Source organism: Streptomyces sp. NPDC104226 (genome assembly GCF_055584085.1).
In genome coordinates this window covers 87091-104178 of record NZ_JBVJMS010000016.1, presented here as the reverse complement: position 1 = coordinate 104178, position 17088 = coordinate 87091, and the positions used below count along the sequence as shown (strand labels likewise).

General features: G+C 74.2%; 15 protein-coding genes. 4 read left to right on the top strand and 11 right to left on the bottom strand.

The genetic code is table 11. From position 1 onward, the window contains the following. Positions 1 to 7: 7 nt before the first annotated feature. Positions 8 to 754 carry a ZIP family metal transporter gene (locus tag ACZ60J_RS37040; RefSeq protein ID WP_469688574.1) on the bottom strand — a complete coding sequence of 249 codons (747 nt, stop codon included), beginning with the start codon at positions 752 to 754 and terminating at the stop codon, positions 8 to 10. 134 nt (positions 755 to 888) lie between these two features. On the opposite strand from ACZ60J_RS37040, the gene cobC reads away from it, so the two are divergent. Together cobC and ACZ60J_RS37030 are read left to right on the top strand one after the other, a co-directional pair. Next, complete coding sequence (gene cobC, locus ACZ60J_RS37035) at positions 889 to 2313, top strand: Rv2231c family pyridoxal phosphate-dependent protein CobC (protein ID WP_469688573.1); 1425 nt, start codon at positions 889 to 891, stop codon at positions 2311 to 2313. A gap of 113 nt (positions 2314 to 2426) precedes the next feature. Next, positions 2427 to 3662, top strand: coding sequence for a CapA family protein (locus ACZ60J_RS37030; RefSeq protein ID WP_469688572.1), 1236 nt, complete (start codon positions 2427 to 2429; stop codon positions 3660 to 3662). Positions 3663 to 3683: 21 nt separating this feature from the next. On the opposite strand, the gene ACZ60J_RS37025 is transcribed toward ACZ60J_RS37030, so the two are convergent. Both ACZ60J_RS37025 and ACZ60J_RS37020 read right to left on the bottom strand, forming a co-directional pair. Beyond that, a complete protein-coding gene (locus ACZ60J_RS37025) occupies positions 3684 to 4607 on the bottom strand; it encodes an SCO1860 family LAETG-anchored protein (RefSeq protein ID WP_469688571.1) in 924 nt (307 codons plus the stop codon). A gap of 306 nt (positions 4608 to 4913) precedes the next feature. Further along, positions 4914 to 6029 (bottom strand): amidohydrolase family protein, encoded by a 1116-nt coding sequence (locus ACZ60J_RS37020; RefSeq protein WP_469688570.1) that lies wholly within the window; start codon positions 6027 to 6029, stop codon positions 4914 to 4916. 97 nt (positions 6030 to 6126) lie between these two features. Between ACZ60J_RS37020 and ACZ60J_RS37015 the strand changes: the two genes are divergently transcribed. After that, complete coding sequence (locus ACZ60J_RS37015) at positions 6127 to 7215, top strand: pyridoxal-phosphate-dependent aminotransferase family protein (protein ID WP_469688569.1); 1089 nt, start codon at positions 6127 to 6129, stop codon at positions 7213 to 7215. 163 nt (positions 7216 to 7378) lie between these two features. On the opposite strand, the gene ACZ60J_RS37010 is transcribed toward ACZ60J_RS37015, so the two are convergent. From ACZ60J_RS37010 to ACZ60J_RS36975, 8 genes are all read right to left on the bottom strand, one after another. After that, a complete protein-coding gene (locus ACZ60J_RS37010) occupies positions 7379 to 8437 on the bottom strand; it encodes an aminotransferase class V-fold PLP-dependent enzyme (protein ID WP_469688568.1) in 1059 nt (352 codons plus the stop codon). 83 nt (positions 8438 to 8520) lie between these two features. Further along, the gene (locus ACZ60J_RS37005; RefSeq protein WP_469688567.1) at positions 8521 to 9231 is read right to left on the bottom strand and encodes a DsbA family oxidoreductase; all 711 of its coding nucleotides are present in this window, start codon (positions 9229 to 9231) and stop codon (positions 8521 to 8523) included. 90 nt (positions 9232 to 9321) lie between these two features. After that, positions 9322 to 9816, bottom strand: coding sequence for a GNAT family N-acetyltransferase (locus ACZ60J_RS37000; protein ID WP_469688566.1), 495 nt, complete (start codon positions 9814 to 9816; stop codon positions 9322 to 9324). A gap of 64 nt (positions 9817 to 9880) precedes the next feature. Continuing rightward, positions 9881 to 11335, bottom strand: a complete 1455-nt coding sequence (locus ACZ60J_RS36995; protein ID WP_469688565.1) for a penicillin-binding transpeptidase domain-containing protein — start codon at positions 11333 to 11335, stop codon at positions 9881 to 9883. Between the two features lie 62 nt (positions 11336 to 11397). Beyond that, a complete protein-coding gene (locus ACZ60J_RS36990) occupies positions 11398 to 12093 on the bottom strand; it encodes a response regulator transcription factor (RefSeq protein ID WP_469688564.1) in 696 nt (231 codons plus the stop codon). A gap of 32 nt (positions 12094 to 12125) precedes the next feature. Continuing rightward, positions 12126 to 13400 (bottom strand): sensor histidine kinase, encoded by a 1275-nt coding sequence (locus ACZ60J_RS36985; RefSeq protein ID WP_469688563.1) that lies wholly within the window; start codon positions 13398 to 13400, stop codon positions 12126 to 12128. A 13-nt stretch (positions 13401 to 13413) separates the two neighbouring features. After that, a complete protein-coding gene (locus ACZ60J_RS36980; protein ID WP_469688562.1) occupies positions 13414 to 14466 on the bottom strand; it encodes a hypothetical protein in 1053 nt (350 codons plus the stop codon). 148 nt (positions 14467 to 14614) lie between these two features. Beyond that, on the bottom strand, positions 14615 to 15400 hold the full coding sequence (locus ACZ60J_RS36975; protein ID WP_274552515.1) for an IclR family transcriptional regulator: 786 nt from the start codon (positions 15398 to 15400) through the stop codon (positions 14615 to 14617). Between the two features lie 157 nt (positions 15401 to 15557). Here ACZ60J_RS36975 and ACZ60J_RS36970 point away from each other — a divergent pair, with 157 nt between their 5' ends. Then, the gene (locus ACZ60J_RS36970; RefSeq protein ID WP_469688561.1) at positions 15558 to 17081 is read left to right on the top strand and encodes an aldehyde dehydrogenase (NADP(+)); all 1524 of its coding nucleotides are present in this window, start codon (positions 15558 to 15560) and stop codon (positions 17079 to 17081) included. Positions 17082 to 17088 lie beyond the last annotated feature (7 nt).

Here is a 17088-nt window from a genome sequence, read left to right as displayed (position 1 = left end):
GGCCGCGTCACTCCGCCAGCCCCACCACCAGCCAGATCCCCGCCACCCCGCCCACGGTGCACATCAGGGTGGACAGTGCGGGGTGCTTGTGGTGGGCCTCGGGCAGGATCTCGGCGGCGGCCAGGTACAGCAGGACGCCTCCGAAGAATCCGAGGTAGGCCCCGAGCGGTTCCTCCGGAAGGGTGAACAGCAGAGTGGACGCCGCTCCCACGACGGGGGCGGCCGCGTCCGCGAAGAGCATGAACAGGGCCTTGCGGCGGGCGTTGCCGTACAGCCGGGTGAGCGTGTACGTGTTGAACCCGTCGGCGAAGTCGTGGGTGATGACGGCCAGCGCCACGGCCACGCCCATGCCCCCGCCGACCTGGAACGCGGCGCCCAGGGCCACCCCGTCGGCGAGGCTGTGGCCGACCATGGCGGCGGCCGCCGTCAGACCGACCTGGGGGACCCGCTCCCCGTGGCCCGCGTGCCCGCCGCCGTTCACGGCCCCGTGGGAGGCCTGGCGGACCGCCAGGAGGCGTTCCACGCAGTGCGCGGCGAGGAACCCTCCGACGAACAGCAGCAGGGCCAGCGGGACGCCGAACAACTCGTCACCGGCGGCGTGCATGGCCTCCGGGAGCAGGTCGAGCCCCACGACGCCGAGCATCAGCCCGCCGGCCAGGCCCAGCACGAGGTGGCGGCGGTCGGTGACGCGCTGCGCCGTCCATCCGCCTGCCAGGGTCATCAGGAACGCACCCAACGCCACGATCACGGCCATGTGCCCCTGCATACCGACTCCGGGCCGCCCGCGCACTTCCGCGCCCGGGTGGCGGACCACGGCCGGTTGACGGTCCGGCCGCGCGCGGGGTCCCCGCACACGAGCAGCACCACGAAGACGACGACGGAGAACGGGTGAACCTGGTGGGCGAGTACGCGACGCAACTGGTCGTCGGGGTCGGTGGCCGCGCGGGCGTGTCCGTGGCGGAGGTCTGCGCCCTGGTGGAGGAGACCCTGCGCGGTGCGGGACTGGCGTCCGGTGCGGTGACGGCCCTGGCCACCGTGGAGGCGAAGGTCCTGGAGGCGGGGATCGCGGGTGCGGCGGAACGTTTCGGCGTCCCGCTGCTCAGCTACCCCGCCGAGCGCTTGGCCGCGATCCCGGTACCGCACCCCTCGGACGCGGCCCAGGAGGCCGCCGGCACCGCGTCGGTGGCGGAGGCGGCCGCGCTCGCCGGAGGCGGGGAACTCCTCGTGCCCAAGCGCCGGTCGGTGGCGGCGACCTGCGCCGTCGCCACGGCCCACACCCACGACCTGCGCCACCACGGGGACGCCGAGGTCGCCGACGCGGGCGCGGGGCTGGTCGATCTCGCGGTGAACGTACGGTCCCACACGCCGCCGCAGTGGCTGAAGGAGCGGATCGCGGCCTCGCTCGACGTCCTGTCCGCGTACCCCGACGGCCGCCCCGCCCGCGCGGCCGTGGCCCTGCGCCACGGGCTGCCGGTCGAGCGGGTCCTGCTGACCGCGGGGGCCGCGGAGGCGTTCGTACTGATCGCGCGGGCACTGGGCGCCGTACGGCCCGTGGTGGTGCATCCGCAGTTCACCGAGCCGGAGGCGGCCCTGCGCGACGCGGGCCGCCGGGTGGAACGGGTGGTGCTGCGGGCCGAGGACGGCTTCCGGCTGGACCCGGCGGCGGTACCGGAGGAGGCCGACCTGGTGGTGGTCGGGAACCCCACCAACCCGACCTCGGTGCTGCACCCGGCGGCGACCCTGGCCGCGCTGGCCCGGCCCGGGCGGATCCTGGTGGTCGACGAGGCCTTCATGGACGCGGTCCCCGGCGAACGCGAGGCGCTGGCCGGCCGGACGGACCTGCCGGGCCTGGTCGTGCTGCGCAGCCTGACCAAGACCTGGGGGCTGGCCGGGCTGCGCATCGGGTACGTGCTGGCCGAGCCCGGGGTGATCGCGAAGCTGGCGGCGGCGCAGCCGCTGTGGCCGGTGTCCACGCCCGCGCTGGTGGCGGCCGAGGCCTGCGTGGCCCCGGCGGCGCTGGCCGAGGCGGAGGAGGCGGCCCGGCAGATCGCGGTGGACCGGGAGCACCTCCTGGCGGGGCTCGCGGAGTTCGAGGAGATCTCGGTGGCGGGTACGGCGGACGGGCCGTTCGTACTGATCCGGGTCGAGGGCGCGGCGGAGATCCGCACCCGGCTGCGCGCCCTGGGCTTCGCGGTGCGCCGCGGCGACACCTTCCCGGGGCTGGACCGTTCCTGGCTCCGGCTGGCGGTCCGCGACCGCGCGACGACGGGCCGCCTCCTCCAGGCGCTCGATCAGGCCCTGGCAACGCGCTGACCACGCGCCGACGTCACTCCGATGGCCCGTTTGCGCGGGTCGCGATCGCGGTGCCCGTACCGGTGCGCGATCATTTCCGCAGGTAGTGACCATGCAGAGCCGGGGGTACGGGGATGAAGACGGTCGGCAAGATAGGTGCGGCCGTGGCCGGACTGGCCGTGGTGGGGGGCGCTGTTTACGGCGTGACGCTGGCGGCCGGCGAGGACGGCGGGGCGGCGGCGGAGCAACGGCTGGGGGTGAAGCCGGGGGCGGCCGCGAGTCCGAGCCGTGACGCCGCGTCCGGGGCCACGGCCTCGGCCGTGCCGGGCGCGAAGCCGTTCACGCTCGTCGGCACCGGCGACATCATCCCGTACCCGTCGATCATCCAGCGGGCCGCCGACGACTCCGCGGAGAAGGGCGGCTACGACTTCCGGAAGATACTCGCCGGGGTCAAACCCGTCGTCTCCGCCGCCGACCTGGCGATATGCCACCACGAGATACCGTACGGCCGGCCCGGCGGCCCCTACACCGGATATCCCCTCTTCAAGGCCCCGCACCAGCTGGCCGACGCCCTCAAGGACGCCGGTTACGACAGCTGCTCGACCGCCTCGAACCACACCCTGGACGACGGGTACGACGGCCTCGTCCGCGTCCTCGACCACCTCGACCGCGTCGGCATCCGCCACGTCGGATCGGCCCGCGGCGCCGAGGAGGCCAAGGCCCCGGCCGTGGTCGAGGCCGGCGGGGCCAAGGTCGCCCAGCTCGACTACACGTACGGGACGAACGGCGTCCCGCTCCCCGACGGCAAGCCCTGGGCCGTGAACCTGATCGACCCGGTGCGGATCGTGGCCGACGCCCGCGCCGCGCGCGCGGCCGGCGCGCACGTCGTCGTCCTCAGCGTCCACTGGGGTTCCGAGTGGCAGACCGCCCCGGACAAGCAGCAGCTGGAGCTGGCCCAGGCACTGACCGCCTCGCACGGGGCGGACGGCCTCCCCGACATAGACCTGATCCTCGGCACCCACAACCACGTGCCGCAGCCGTACGAGAAGGTCAACGGCACCTGGGTGGTCTACGGCATGGGCGACCAGGTCGCCAGCTTCTACGAGGCCGAGAAGGCCCGCGGCAACATGTCCTCGATCCCCCGCTTCACCTTCGCCCCGGCGGCCGCCCACCCGGGCCGCTGGGAGGTGGTGAAGGCCGAGTACCTCACGCAGTTCTCGGACATGCGGCCGCCGTTCCGCGTCGTCTGCACCTCCTGCGAGGCCACCGGCTCCTCCGACGGCACGTACGCCGCCGCCGACCGCGAGGTGACGAAGGCCGTGATGTCGCGCGGCGCCGGGGAGCAGGGACTGACGCGCGCGACGCGGTAGGACCGGGGAACGGCCCGAGCCCTACGAGGCCCTGCCGCGCCGGGTGACGACCAGCGCGGCGGCGCCGAAGCCGAGGAGGATCAGCGCACCGCCGGTCACGTACGGGGTGAGCGAGCCGCCTCCGGTCTCGGCGAGGTCGGCCTGGGACCCGGAGCCGCCCGTGGTGGCCGTCTGGGGCTTGACGTCGGGCAGCTTCGAGGCACTGGCGGAGGGGGCGGGGGCGGCCGGGGACTCGCAGCGGGCCTCGGCGAGCACGATCTCCCCGTCGACCTCGGCGACGTTCAGGTCGAGCGGGTTCACCGACACCTTGAGCCGCAGCGCGGTCGCGGCGGCCGTGCTGGAGGTGGTCTGCGTGGTGGAGAGCTCCAGGGCCACCAGGCCGACCTTGGGGACCTCCACCTTGGTGGGGCCGTTCGCCGTGAGGGTGACCTTCTTGCCCAGGACGGTCACGGCGCCCGGGACGGCGGAGCTCGCGACCGGCTTCTCGCCCGCCTCGCAGACGGCCTTGGAGGTGACCTTCTCCACCTCGATCAGGGACAGCAGGGGCAGACCCGGGACGTGGATCCTGGCCTTCGCGAGGTTCGCCTCCGCCGCGGCGCGGTCGGCGTCGGCGGTGGCCTTGGAGGTGGCGACGTCGGCGCGCAGGACGCTCACCGGCTGCCCGCCCTCGACGCCGTCGACGGTGACGGTCAGCGCCGTCTTCGTGGCGTTCGCGGGGGCGCTGACCTCGTTGAGGGTCGCGTTCAGCGGGACGTGCACGGTCTTGTTGAGCAGGCCGACGTCCAGCGTGGTGCGCAGGACCACGGCGCTCGCCCTGCCCGCCCCCGGGTGGGATCCGGTGGAACCGGCCGAGCCGGTGGCGAAGGCGGGCGGGGCGGCGAGCAGGGCTACCGCTCCCGTGGCGACGAGCGCGGCCACGGGCATGCGGAAGGTGTTGCTGTTCAAGGTGGTGGAACCCCCAGGGAGATGGGAGCCGTCGCGCCGCCAATGGGGGACATTGCGCGCGCCGACGGCCTCGACCCGGGAATCTTTACGCACGGAGAGTGAACGGGGGTGAACCCGGAGCGAGTTCACCCCAAAGGGTGGTTTCCACGCATAGGTTCGAATACATGCGCCTCACCCGGAACGGGAGTTCCCTCCCATCCCGGGAATCTCGGCCACCAGGGCCCGCACCGGGCGTACACAACGACCGCGCCGCCGCCGACGTCACGCCCCGTCAACTCCCCGCCCACCCCCGCATCCCTGCGGACCTCAGGCCACGACCGCCCCGTTCACCACGACCCGCAGCGGATCCGCCAGCGCCCGTACGTCGGCCCGCGGATCGGCCTCGTAGACCACGAGGTCGGCCGGGGCGCCCTCGGTCAGGCCGGGCCTGCCGAGCCACTCGCGCGCGCCCCAGGCCGTCGCCGAGAGGGCCTGCAGCGGCGGGATCCCCGCCTTGACGAGCTCGCCGACCTCGGCCGCGACCAGGCCGTGCGGGAGGGAACCCCCCGCGTCCGTGCCGACGTAGACCCCGATGCCCGCGTCGTAGGCGGCGCGGACGGTGTCGTAGCGCCGCTCGTGCAGTCTGCGCATGTGCGCCGACCAGCGCGGGAACTTGGCCTCGCCGCCCGCGGCCATCTTCGGGAAGGTCGCGATGTTCACGAGGGTCGGGACGATGGCCACCCCGCGCTCCGCGAAGAGCGGGACGGTGTCCTCGGTGAGCCCCGTGGCGTGCTCGATGCAGTCGATGCCCGCCTCGACCAGGTCCCGCAGGGAGTCCTCGGCGAAGCAGTGCGCGGTGACGCGCGCCCCGAGGCGGTGGGCCTCGGCGATGGCCGCCTCGACCTCGGCGCGCGGCCAGCAGGCGGTCAGGTCCCCGACCTCGCGGTCGATCCAGTCCCCGACCAGCTTGACCCAGCCGTCGCCGCGCTGCGCCTCCCGGGCCACGTACGCGACGAGGTCCTCGGGCTCGATCTCGTGGGCGAAGTTGCGGATGTAGCGGCGGGAGCGGGCGATGTGCCGGCCCGCCCGGATGATCTTCGGCAGGTCCTCGCGGTCGTCGATCCAGCGGGTGTCGGAGGGGGATCCGGCATCGCGGATGAGGAGGGTGCCGGCGTCCCGGTCGGTCAGGGCCTGCCGTTCGGCGGTGTCCGCGTCCACCGGCCCGTGGGCGTCGAGCCCCACGTGGCAGTGCGCGTCGACCAGCCCGGGCAGCACCCACCCGGTGACCTCGGTGACCTCCCCGGCGCCGCGCGGGCGCTCGTAGGAGATCCGCCCGCCGATCACCCAGAGCTCGTCGCGGACCTCCTCGGGCCCGACCAGCACCCGCCCCTTCACGTGCAGTACCGCCCGGCCCACGTTGTCTCCATTGACCTCGTCGCTCATGGCGGCACTCTATGTGCGGGCTCGGTAGGCTCTCCAGGCCGGTCCGGACGTATCCGGACGAACGAGACCAGACCGCGAGAATGAAGAGAGCCGCACCGTGACCCACCCCCTCCTGGACCTTCCGCCCCTGACCGCCGCGCGCTTCGCGTCGATCGAGCGGGGGGTCGCGGAGCTGCTCGGCACCCGGGCCGACGTGGTGATCACCCAGGGCGAGGCGCTGCTGCCGCTGGAGGGATGCATCCGCTCGGGCGCACGGCCCGGTTCGACCGCGCTGAACGTGGTGACCGGCCCCTACGGGACCACCTTCGGCAACTGGCTGCGCGACTGCGGGGCGCAGGTCGTGGACCTGGAGGTCCCCTTCGACACCGCCGTGTCCGCCGAGCAGGTGGCCCGGGCCCTGGCGGAGCACCCGGAGATCGACTTCGTCTCCCTGGTCCACGCGGAGGCGGCCACCGGGAACACCAACCCGGTGGCGGAGATCGGCGAGGCCGTACGGGCCCACGGGGCGCTGTTCATGCTGGACGCGGTGGCCTCGGTGGGCGCGGAACCGCTGCTGCCGGACGCGTGGGGCGTGGACCTGTGCGTGATCGGCGCGCAGAAGGCGATGGGCGGACCGGCGGGGGTCTCGGCGGTGTCCGTCTCCGACCGCGCGTGGGCCCGCTTCGCGGAGAACGCCTCGGCGCCGCGCCGCTCGTACCTCTCCCTGCTGGACTGGAAGGAGCGCTGGATCGACGGCGGGCGCACCGCGCTGCCGCACGCTCCCGCGCAGCTGGAGATGCTGGCGCTGGAAGCCTGCCTGGACCGCATCGCGGCCGAGGGCCTGGCGGCGGTGGAGGCCCGCCACGCGGCCGCCGCGGCGGCGACCCGGGCGGGTGCGGCGGCGCTGGGCATCGCCCCGTACGTCGGCCGGGACGCGGCGGCGGCCCCGGTGGCCACCACCCTGCGGGTCCCGGAGGCCTCCACCGTGGTGGCGAAGGCCCTCGCGGCGGATCCGGCGGCCCCCCTCGCGGCGGGCGGCGGGGCACTGGCCCGGGAGATGGTCCGGGTCAACCACTACGGCACGGCGGCCTCCCCGGACGCCGTCGGAGCCGGCCTGACGGCCCTGGCCGGTGCGCTGTCGGTGGACCCGGCCGCGGCCCTCGCGGCGGCGGGCTCGGCCTGGTCGGCGGCGCTGCCCTCGGCCTGAGCCGGCCTGAGCGATGCGGTGGTCCGGGCGCCTTGCCGGTGAGGCGGTTGGGCCGTCGGGCCGCCCTGCCGGTGAGGCGGTTGGGCAGCCCGGCCGCCCTGCCGGTGCGGGGGTCCGGCCGACAGCCGGCCGCCGGTCCGCCCGACTGCCCGCCCGCCCGGGTTCAGCCCTCCAGGCGGTTCAGCAGCCGGTCCACGTCCGCCTCGGTGTTGTAGAGGTGGAAGGAGGCCCGCAGGCTTCCCGCCCGGGCGGACGCGGAGATGCCCGCGGCGAGCAGGGCGGCCTGACGGTGGGCCAGTCCCGGTACCGAGACGATCGGGGATCCGCCCGGGACGGGCTCGTGGCCCAGCCGGGCCAGACCGGCGCGGTAGCGGGCGGCCAGGGCGGTGTCGTGGGCGTGGACGGCGTCGATGCCGATCCGTTCCAGCAGGGCCAGCGCGGGCTCGGCGGCGTGGTAGGCCAGGAAGGCCGGTGATTCGTCGAAGCGCCGGGCCCCGGGGGCGAGTTCGCGCAGCGGGCCATAGATGGCGTCCCACATGTCGGCGAGTGCCACCCAGCCGGCGTGCAGCGGGGTCAGGGCGTCCTGGGCCTCCTCCGAGACCGTGAGGTAGGAGACCCCGCGCGAGGCGAGCAGCCACTTGTAGCCGGCGGTGACCGTGTAGTCGTAGGGGCTCGCGTCGAAGGGCAGCCAGCCGGCCGCCTGCGAGGCGTCGACCAGCATCCGCGCCCCGTGCGCGGTGGTCGCGGCGCGGACGGCCGCCAGGTCCGCCGTACGCCCGTCGGCGGACTGTACGGCGCTCAGCGCGACCAGTGCGGTGTCCGGGCCGACGGCTTCGGCGAGGGACTCCAGCGGGGCGAAGCGGACCTTGAGGTCGTCGCGCACCGCGAAGGGGTTGATGTCGGAGGCGAACTCACCCTGCGGGCAGAGGACTTCGGATCCGGGCGGCAGGGAGGCGGAGACCAGGCCGACATGGGTGGAGACGGCCGAGCCGACGGCCACGCGGTCCGCGGGGACCCCGACGAGGCGGGCGAACGACTCCCGGACCCGCTCGACGCGGTCGAAGTCGCCGAAGCCCTCCGGGAGTCCGGCCCCGGCCGCCTCCGCGAGCCGCCGCACCTCGGTGACGGCGGCTCGCGGGAGGATCCCGCAGGTGGCGGTGTTGAGATAGGTGAGGGAGGGCGCGAACTCGTCGCGGACGATCCCGGGCGCAGAGAGGTCCATGACCTTCACTCTGCGCCAGGACCATCCCAAAGTCCATTGCCGAACTTCCCTCACCACACCAAAGGACTACTTATAGCGGGGCCTTACGGGCTCGGCACCGCGCACGCACCGTCGGGCTCGCACGCCTCGCCCTCGGGGGCCGCGGGCGCGAGGACCTCGCGGCCGGCCCAGGCCTGCTCCAGCGCCCGCGTGAACACCTCGGCGGGCTGGCCGCCGGAGATCCCGTAGCGGCGGTCCAGCACGAAGAACGGCACGGCGTTCGCGCCCAGCTCGGCCGCTTCGCGCTCGTCGGCCCGCACCTCGGCGGCGTACGCGGACTCGTCGGCGAGCACCGCGCGGGCCTCCGCCTCGTCCAGTCCCGCCTCGACGGCGAGCGTGACGAGCACCTCGGAGTCGAAGACGGAGCGCTCCTCGCCGAAGTTGGCGCGGTAGGCGAGGTCGAGCAGCTCCTCCTGGCGGCCCCGGTCGGCGGCGAGGTGCAGCAGGCGGTGGATGTCGAAGGTGTTGCCGTGGTCACGGCCCTCGGTGCGGTACGTCAGCCCCTCGGCGCGGGCGCTCTCGGCGACGTGCTCCTCCATGCCGCGGGCCTCCTCCAGGGTGCGGCCGTACTTCTTGGCCAGCATCTCCAGGACGGGCGCCACCTGGCCCTTGGGGCCGTTCGGGTCGAGCTCGAAGGAGCGGTAGACCACCTCGACCTCCTCGCGGTGTGCGAAGTCGGCCAGCCCCTTGGCGAACCGGGCCTTGCCGATGTAGCACCACGGGCAGGCGATGTCGCTCCAGATCTCGACGCGCATGTTCCTTCTTCCCTCCACGGAATCAACTGTTCCGTGTTCAACCATCTGCCGCCGCGTCTCATTCCCCGGACGGACCGGTCCCCGGGCGGGTCACTCCCCGGCCGTGTCCCCCACGGTGAGCCACAGGATGCGGTGCGAGCCCGCGACCCGGGCTCCGGTGGGATCCGGGCGCCAGCCGTGGGTGGCGTAGAAGGCCTGGGCGCGCAGGTTGTGCTCGTAGACCTCCAGGCGGACCCTGCGGACGCCGGCGCGGCGCCAGGCGTCGAGGCAGGCGGCGTGCAGGGCCGCCCCCGTGCCGCGGCGCCAGTGGTCGGGGTCCACGTGCAGCTGGGTGAGGGTGGTCTCGCCGTCGGCGGTACGGAACGCCGCCACCCCGGTGAGCTCGCCGCCGCTCTCGGCGCACAGCACCCCGCCGTCCGCCCCGGCACGGGCCACCGCCCGGGACCAGCCCTCGCGGGCGCGCGCCAGCTCGGCGGCGCCGCCGTAGGCCTCCTCGGGTATCCGGCCCCGGTAATAGGTGGACCGGGCCCGGGTGTGGAGGGCGGCGATGGCGTCGAGGTCTTCGGGCTGCGCGGTCCGGATCATGGGAAGGAGAACGCGCCGGGAACCTGGTCGGTTCCCGGCGCGGCCGCCCCTTCGGCCGGGGCCGCTACTTCTTCAGCCAGGCCTGCATCATCTTCTGCGCGACCGGCGCGGCCAGCTTGCCGCCGCCGATCTCCGACCGGTCGGTGTCCGAGCGCTCGACCACCACAGCGACCACGATCTGCTTGCCGCCCATCTTCCCGTACGAGGTGAACCAGGCGAGCGGCGCCAGGCTGTTGTTCACACCGCGCTGGGCGGTACCGGTCTTGGCCCCGACCTCGGCGCCCGTGACCAGCGCGGGCTTGCCGCCGCCCTCGGTGGCGACCGTCCGCATCGCGTCCCGGATCATCGAGGCGGTCTTCTCGCTCATCACCTGCTGGGACTTGGGGTCCTTGAAGCTCTGCAGCACGTTGCCGTTGGAATCGGTGACCTCGGAGACCTCGTGCGGGGCGACCAGCTTGCCGCCGTTCTCGATCGCGGCCGTCACCATCGCCATCTGGAGCGGCGTGGCCTGGACGTCGAACTGGCCGATACCGGTCTGTGCGACCTGGTCGACCGACATCTTCTTCGTCGGGTACTTGCTGGCCGGGCGGGCCGCGACGGGGATCTCCTGCTCCACGTTGAAGCCGAGCTTCTCCGCCATGGCCTTCATCTTGTCCTGGCCGAGCTTGTGGGCGAACTCCGCGAAGACGTTGTTGCAGGACAGCCGCAGTGCGGTCCGGGGAGAGACGTTGTTGCAGCCCGCGTCACCCGCCTCGCTGGGCAGCTTGGTCCGCGTGCCGGGGATCGTGTAGTCGCCCGGGATCCCGGTCGGCGTGTCGATGTTCGTGACCAGGCCGTTCTCGATGGCCGCCGCCAGGGTGACCAGCTTGAAGGTGGAACCGGGCGCCTGCGGCTTGCGCAGCGCCGTGTTCTCCAGGGCCTTGCCCTTGTCGGCGTTGAGCACGTCCCAGGCCTTCTGGTCCGCCTCGCCCGCCCCCGCGATGCTGCCCGGGTCGAAGGACGGGTTGTTCACGACGGCGAGGATCTCTCCGGTCGTCGGATCGATCGCCACGGCCGAGCCCTGCATGCCGTTGAGCGCGTCGTAGCCGGCCTTCTGGACGTCCTTGTCGATCGTGGTCAGCACGTTGCCCGGGGCTGCCCGCTTGTTGGTGAGCGTGTCCATGACGCTCTTGAGCCGGTTGTCGGTGCCGTTGAGGACGTCCCTGTAGACGCCCTCCAGCATGCTCGCCCCGAAGGCCTGGGAGCTGTAGCCGGTGATCGGGGCGTACAGCGGCCCGTCGGTGTAGGTCCGCTTGTACCGGAAGTCCTTGCCGCCCGTGTCGGCGGAGCCGGTGATCGCCTCCCCGCCCACGATGATGTTCCCCAACGGGTTCTCGTACTTCCCGATGAGGTTGCGCCGGTTGTTCTTGTCGTCTGCGAGGGCCTGGCCTTGGTACGCCTGCACCCACGTGACCCGCACCAACAGGGCCAGCACCAGAAGCAGACAGAAGACCGACGCACGCCTGATCGTCTTGTTCATCCCCCAGAAGGACGACCCAGCCGTCCCAGCCGTTCCGCTCTGCCCCGATTGTGGCGGAGTTCTCAGCCTTTCTTCATGAGGAAGCCGCCCTCGTACGCCGCGATGACCGCCTGGGTCCGGTCCCGGGAACCGGTCTTGGCCAGCACCGCGGCCACGTGCGTCTTGACCGTCTGCGGGCCGACTCCGAGCCGCTCGCTCACCTCGTGGTTGGAGAGCCCGGCGGCCATCAGCCGCAGCACGTCGGCCTCCCGGTCCGTGAGCCGGGCGACCCAGGGGGCGGCGGCCGGGACGCCCCCGGGCGGGGTGTGGGCGGCGGCCAGGGAGCGGACGGCCGCCGGGAAGAGCAGCGAGTCCCCGCGCGCCACGAGCCGGACCGCGGCGGTCAGCTCGTCGGGGTCGGCCCGCTTGAGGAGGAACCCGGCGGCTCCCGCGCGCAGCGCGTCGTACACGTAGGCGTCGTTCTCGAAGGTGGTCACCACCACGATCCGGGGCGGCTCGGCCATGGTGGCGAGGATCCGCTCGGTGGCCCGGATGCCGTCGATCTCCGGCATCCGCACGTCCATCAGCACCACGTCCGGGGCGAGCGCCCGGACCACCGCCACGGCCTCGGCTCCGGTGGCCGCCTCCCCGACCACCTCCAGGTCGGGCTCGGCATCGAGGATGACCCGCAGGGCGGTACGGACCATCCGCTCGTCGTCGGCCACGACCAGCCGCAGCGGCGGCCGGGCCGACGGTGGCGCCGGGATCGGCGTCGTCATCGGCGCAGGCGGCGTCGGCACAGTCGGCGTCGTCACCGGACGCCCCCACCAATCGGGAGGGCGGCCCGCAGCCGCCACCGGCCCTCGTGCGGCCCGGCCTCGACCTGTCCGCCGAGCAGCGCGGCCCGCTCGGCGGCTCCTTGCAGACCCCGGCCCCCGCTGGTGCGGGCCCCCGGAGCGGCCGCGGCCGCCGGATCGTTCGTCATGGTGATCTCCAGTTCTTCGTCTCCACCGCGCACCCGTACGAGGATCCGCAGATCGACCGGGCCCGTCCCGTGCCGCAGTGCGTTGCTCAGCCCCTCCTGCACGATCCGGTACGCCTCCCGGGAGGCGATCGCCGGAAGCCGCCCCCAGTCGCCGGCCGGTCCCGGGTCCTGGCGGGCGGTGATCGGGATCCCGGAGGCCCGGCTGCGGGCCAGCAGCCCGTCGAGGTCGGCGGCGAGCGTCGGAGCGGCGGGCAGCCCGCCACCCCCGGCGCCCGCTCCGTCGTCCTCGCGCAGCAGGCCGAGGACGGCGTCCAGCTCCCCCACCGTGCGCCGGGTGGTGTCCTCGATCGCGGCCAGCGCCTCCCGGACGAAGCCGGGGTCGCTGTCGAGCACCCGCCGGGCGGCGCTCGCCTGGAGGGCGACCGCGCTCAGGGCGTGCCCGACGGCGTCGTGCAGCTCCCGCGCGAGCCGGTTGCGGACCGCCAGGTCCGCGGCGCGCTCCTCGGCGGCCGCCAGCCGGTCCGCCGCCGTCGGCCCCAGCAGTACGGGCGCCAGCCGTGCCAGCAGCGCCCCCGCACCGGCGGCGCACAGTACGAGCCCGGCCAGCAGCGCGATCCCGAGCAAGGGGGCCGCGTACCGATGGGCCTGTACGTCGAACGGGCCGATCCCGACCGGCAGCTCCCGCAGCGCGCTCACGAACGGCAGGGCGAGCAGCACCACCGCCATGGGCGGCACCGCCAGGCTCACCCCGCTGACCAGGGCACCTACCCCCAGGTGCAGGGTCCACCAGGCCGCGGCCCTCCCCCGGGCCGCCCAGCTCCGGGCCGGCCCCTCGGCGAACCGCTCCCCCGGCACCCCGCACAGGGCCCGGGCGGCGGCCACCGACATCGGCCGGACCAGCCGGAGCAGCCCGGTGACGGCGACGAGCGGGAGGGCGGCGGCGTAGGCGGCGAGGCTGAGCGGGAGGGAGGCCGTTGCGTTGGCCCCGCCTGCGAGGAAGCCGACCACCACCTCCGTGAGCAGGAAGTACGGCATCAGCAGGGCCCCGCCGAGGATCAGATGGATCCAGCGCAGGGGTCTCCACCTCGGCCGCCGCTCCACTCCCGCCCCTCCCTCAGACCGCGCGGCGGCCGGCGAGGAACCGCCCCAGGACTGCGGTCGCGAGGAGGGCTGTGATCATCTGACCACCGTAGATCACATAGCTCGCGGTGGTGGTCCGTTCGCCGGGAGCCGGGTCGCCGCTGGTGAAGGCCGCCAGCATCCACATCCCCCAGCACAGGGTCGCCGCCGCCCCGGTCCACGCCACGGCCAGGGGCCATCCCGCCCGCCGGGTCCCGCCCCTGGCCAGCAGCAGCGCTCCCACGGCCGCGGTCAGCGCGCATATCCCGTGGACCGCGGAGCCCACGGCGGTGTCCGAGGAGTACTGCGCGATCTGCGACGCGTTGCGCCCGGCCGTGCCGCCCAGTGCCCAGTAGAAGTGCGCCGCCGCGACCGCCGCCCCGAGTGCTACCGCGGCTCCCGCCACCACCCCCGTGGGTGACGGGAGCCGCGTGCCGAGGGGGCCCTGCCAGAGCCGGCCCCAGCGCTCCCGCGCATAGGGGACGAAGAGGCCTGCCAGGGCTATCGCTTGGACGATGAAGCCCGTGTAGACGACGTGGAAGACCCAGTCGTCGAGGAAGGGCCTGCCCGCGGCCCGCTCGACCGCGTCCGGTCCCAGGCCCAGGCCCCGCAGGAGCAGTTGGCCGGGGAACCCGATCACTATGGGCGTGAGCAGGCCTGTGGCGACGAAGCTCGGAACGACCAGCAGCCAGGCCGGAACCCGTTTGCCCCAGGGTCTGATGAGCACCAGCACGAGCAGGATCACGGCCGCGTCCATCAGCACCGTGACGGCATTCGCCACGGTGAGGAACAGCCGGGGCTCCAGCAGCACGCTGCCGGGAGGTATCCCGAGGTGACTCCCGGTCAGCCAGGCGGCCTTCAGCGTCAGGTAGGGGAGGGTGGCGGCGACGGCCACCGCTGCCAGGACCTTGCGCCCGACCCCGACCCCGGTCCCGACCCCGGTCCGGGGCCCGCCCGGCGCAGAGGCGGAGGTCACGGAAGCTGAGGTCGGTACGGAGTCGTGGGCCGGTCGGGATGCGGGCTGCGGCTGCGCGGTTCGTGTGGTCATGGCTCAACGGTCCCGCGTCCGTCGCCCCGCCACCTCCCCCTTGAAGGGGAACCGCCTCCCCCGCCCGGGGGAGGAACCGGGCCCTCCGCAGCGCCGCCCGGCAGCAACCCCGCGCGCAGCCCGCGGCAGCCCCGCAGCGACTCCGCCGCTACATGCGCCGCGTCACCACCGACAGCCGGTCGCGCGCCGCGAACAGTGCCGCCTTGATGCCCCGTTCGTGCCCGGGCGTCAGCCGCGCCACCGGCACCGAGCAGCTCACCGCGTCCCGCGCCGGCGTCCGGTACGGCACGGCCACGCCGAAGCAGCGCAGTCCCAGCGTGTTCTCCTCCCGGTCCACCGCGTACCCCTGCTCCCGCACCAGGGCCAGCTCCTCGATGAGCCGGTCCCGGTCGGTGATGGTGTGCTCGGTGACGGCTTCGAGGCGCCGCGGCAGCAGGGCGCGTACCTCCTCGTCCGTGTGCGTGGCCAGCAGCGCCTTGCCGAGGGCCGTCGAGTGCACCGGCAGCCGCCGCCCGACGCGGGTGAAGGGACGCAGGTAGTGCTGGGACTGCCGGGTCGCCAGGTAGACCACGCTCGTCCCGTCCATGCGGGCCAGGTGGATGGTCTCCGTCGTGTCGTCGGAGAGCCGGTCCAGCGTGGGCCGCGCCGCCGCCACCACCTCGTCCCCGTCGATGTAGGAGCTGCCGACGAGCAGGGCCCGTACGCCGATGCCGTACCGCGTGCCCGTCGCGTCCGTCTCCACCCAGCCCAGGTTCACCAGGGTGCGCAGCAGCATGTAGAGGCTGGATTTGGGCAGGGAGAGGTCGCTCTGGATGTCGGCAAGGCTGTGCAGCCCCGGCCGGGACGCGAAGTGCTCCAGCAACTGGACCGTGCGTACCGCCGACTTGACGGCCGCCGGTGCGCCCGAGCCCCCCGACTCAGCTGTGGTGGTCATCCGCCTTCGCGCCCCTCTGTTCTCTTGCTGTCTCTTGTCAACCCGGAAGACACGGAAATAGAGTCCACGGTGGATGTGATCATTCATCCAACTGAACAGCGTTCACAATACTGAACGCGTCCGCGCGGGTCAGCGTAGATCCAGGAGGCAGTTCGCCATGGCAGCAACACCAGTCTGGAGTGTGGACCCCCGCACCGGGAAGCACCGCGAGCAGGTTGCGGTGGAGGCCACACCCCGGGAGGTGGACGCGGCCGTGCGTGCGGCCCACGCCGCCCGCGGCTCGCTGGCCGATGCCGGGAGGCGCGCCGCCTTCCTGCGCACCGCCGCCGACCTGCTCGACGAGGCGGCCTCCCACGTCGTCGAGGCCGCCGACGCCGAGACCGCGCTCGGGCCCGTCCGGCTCACCGGCGAGCTGGCCCGCACCACGGGCCAGTTCCGCGCCTTCGCCGACGCCGTGGACGAGGGCTCCTACCTCGACATCCGCATCGACCGCGCCGATCCCACCACCGCTCCGCCCCGCCCCGAGCTGCGCCGCTACAAGGTGCCGCTGGGCGTGGTCGCGGTCTACGCCGCCTCCAACTTTCCCCTCGCCTTCTCCGTGCCCGGCGGCGACACCGCCAGCGCGCTGGCCGCGGGCTGCCCGGTCGTGGTCAAGGCGCACCCCGACCACCCGGCCACCTCCGAGCTGTGCGCCTCGCTGCTGCGCCGGGCCGCCGTCGCCTCCGGGCTGCCCGCCGAGGTCGTCGCCGTGGTCCACGGCTTCGACGCGGGCCTGGAGCTGATCCGGCACCCGCTGGTCTCCGCCGCCGGGTTCACCGGGTCCATCCGGGGCGGGCGGGCCCTGTTCGACGCGGCCGCCGCGCGGCCCGTGCCGATCCCCTTCCACGGGGAACTGGGCTCCCTGAACCCGGTCGTGGTCACCGCGGCGGCCGCCGCGGAACGCGCCGAGGAGATCGGCGGCGGGCTGGCCGGCTCGGTCACGCTCGGCGTCGGCCAGTTCTGCGTCAAGCCGGGCCTGGTCCTCGTCCCCGAGGGCGCGGACGGGGACCGGCTCGCGGGCGCCCTGTCCAAGGCGCTCGGCGAGACCGGGCCCGGGGTGCTCCTCGACCACCGGATGCGGGAGAACTTCGTCGCCGGGGTCAGCGAACGCGCCGCGCTGCCCGGGGTCGACGCGCCCGTCACGCCCGGCGCGGGCGGCGAGCACACCGTCGGCGCGGGCTACCTGAGCGTGCCGGTGCGGACCCTGCTGGAGGGCGGACCCTACGAGGTGCTCCTGGAGGAGTGCTTCGGCCCGGTCACCGTGCTGGCCCGGTACGCCGGCCAGGACGAGGCCGCCGCCCTGCTCGGGCGGCTCCCCGGCAACCTCACCGCGACCCTGCAGCTGTCGGCCGCCGAGGCGGACGGCGGCCCGGGTCCGGCGGCGGAGCTGATCTCCCAGGTCACGGCGCTGGCGGGCCGGGTCGTGGTCAACGGCTGGCCGACCGGTGTGGCGGTGGCCCCGGCCCAGCACCACGGAGGCCCCTACCCGGCGGCGACCTCCCACTCCACCTCGGTCGGCGGCACGGCGATCGAGCGCTGGCTGCGCCCGGTGGCCTACCAGTCGGTGCCGGACGCCCTGCTCCCGGCGGAACTCCGCGAGGCCAACCCCCTGAACCTCCCGCGCCGGGTCACGGGAGGCTAGGCCGTCT

What these genes read in the sequence shown, in the direction of transcription:
- ACZ60J_RS37040 (WP_469688574.1), bottom strand. Translation starts at nt 754, where the DNA reads ATGGCCGTGATCGTGGCGTTGGGTGCGTTCCTGATGACCCTGGCAGGC.
- ACZ60J_RS37030 (WP_469688572.1), top strand. Translation starts at nt 2,427, where the DNA reads ATGAAGACGGTCGGCAAGATAGGTGCGGCCGTGGCCGGACTGGCCGTG.
- ACZ60J_RS37020 (WP_469688570.1), bottom strand. Translation starts at nt 6,029, where the DNA reads ATGAGCGACGAGGTCAATGGAGACAACGTGGGCCGGGCGGTACTGCAC.
- ACZ60J_RS37010 (WP_469688568.1), bottom strand. Translation starts at nt 8,437, where the DNA reads ATGGACCTCTCTGCGCCCGGGATCGTCCGCGACGAGTTCGCGCCCTCC.
- ACZ60J_RS37005 (WP_469688567.1), bottom strand. Translation starts at nt 9,231, where the DNA reads ATGCGCGTCGAGATCTGGAGCGACATCGCCTGCCCGTGGTGCTACATC.
- ACZ60J_RS37000 (WP_469688566.1), bottom strand. Translation starts at nt 9,816, where the DNA reads ATGATCCGGACCGCGCAGCCCGAAGACCTCGACGCCATCGCCGCCCTC.
- ACZ60J_RS36995 (WP_469688565.1), bottom strand. Translation starts at nt 11,335, where the DNA reads ATGAACAAGACGATCAGGCGTGCGTCGGTCTTCTGTCTGCTTCTGGTG.
- ACZ60J_RS36990 (WP_469688564.1), bottom strand. Translation starts at nt 12,093, where the DNA reads ATGACGACGCCGATCCCGGCGCCACCGTCGGCCCGGCCGCCGCTGCGG.
- ACZ60J_RS36980 (WP_469688562.1), bottom strand. Translation starts at nt 14,466, where the DNA reads ATGACCACACGAACCGCGCAGCCGCAGCCCGCATCCCGACCGGCCCAC.
- ACZ60J_RS36975 (WP_274552515.1), bottom strand. Translation starts at nt 15,400, where the DNA reads ATGACCACCACAGCTGAGTCGGGGGGCTCGGGCGCACCGGCGGCCGTC.
- ACZ60J_RS36970 (WP_469688561.1), top strand. Translation starts at nt 15,558, where the DNA reads ATGGCAGCAACACCAGTCTGGAGTGTGGACCCCCGCACCGGGAAGCAC.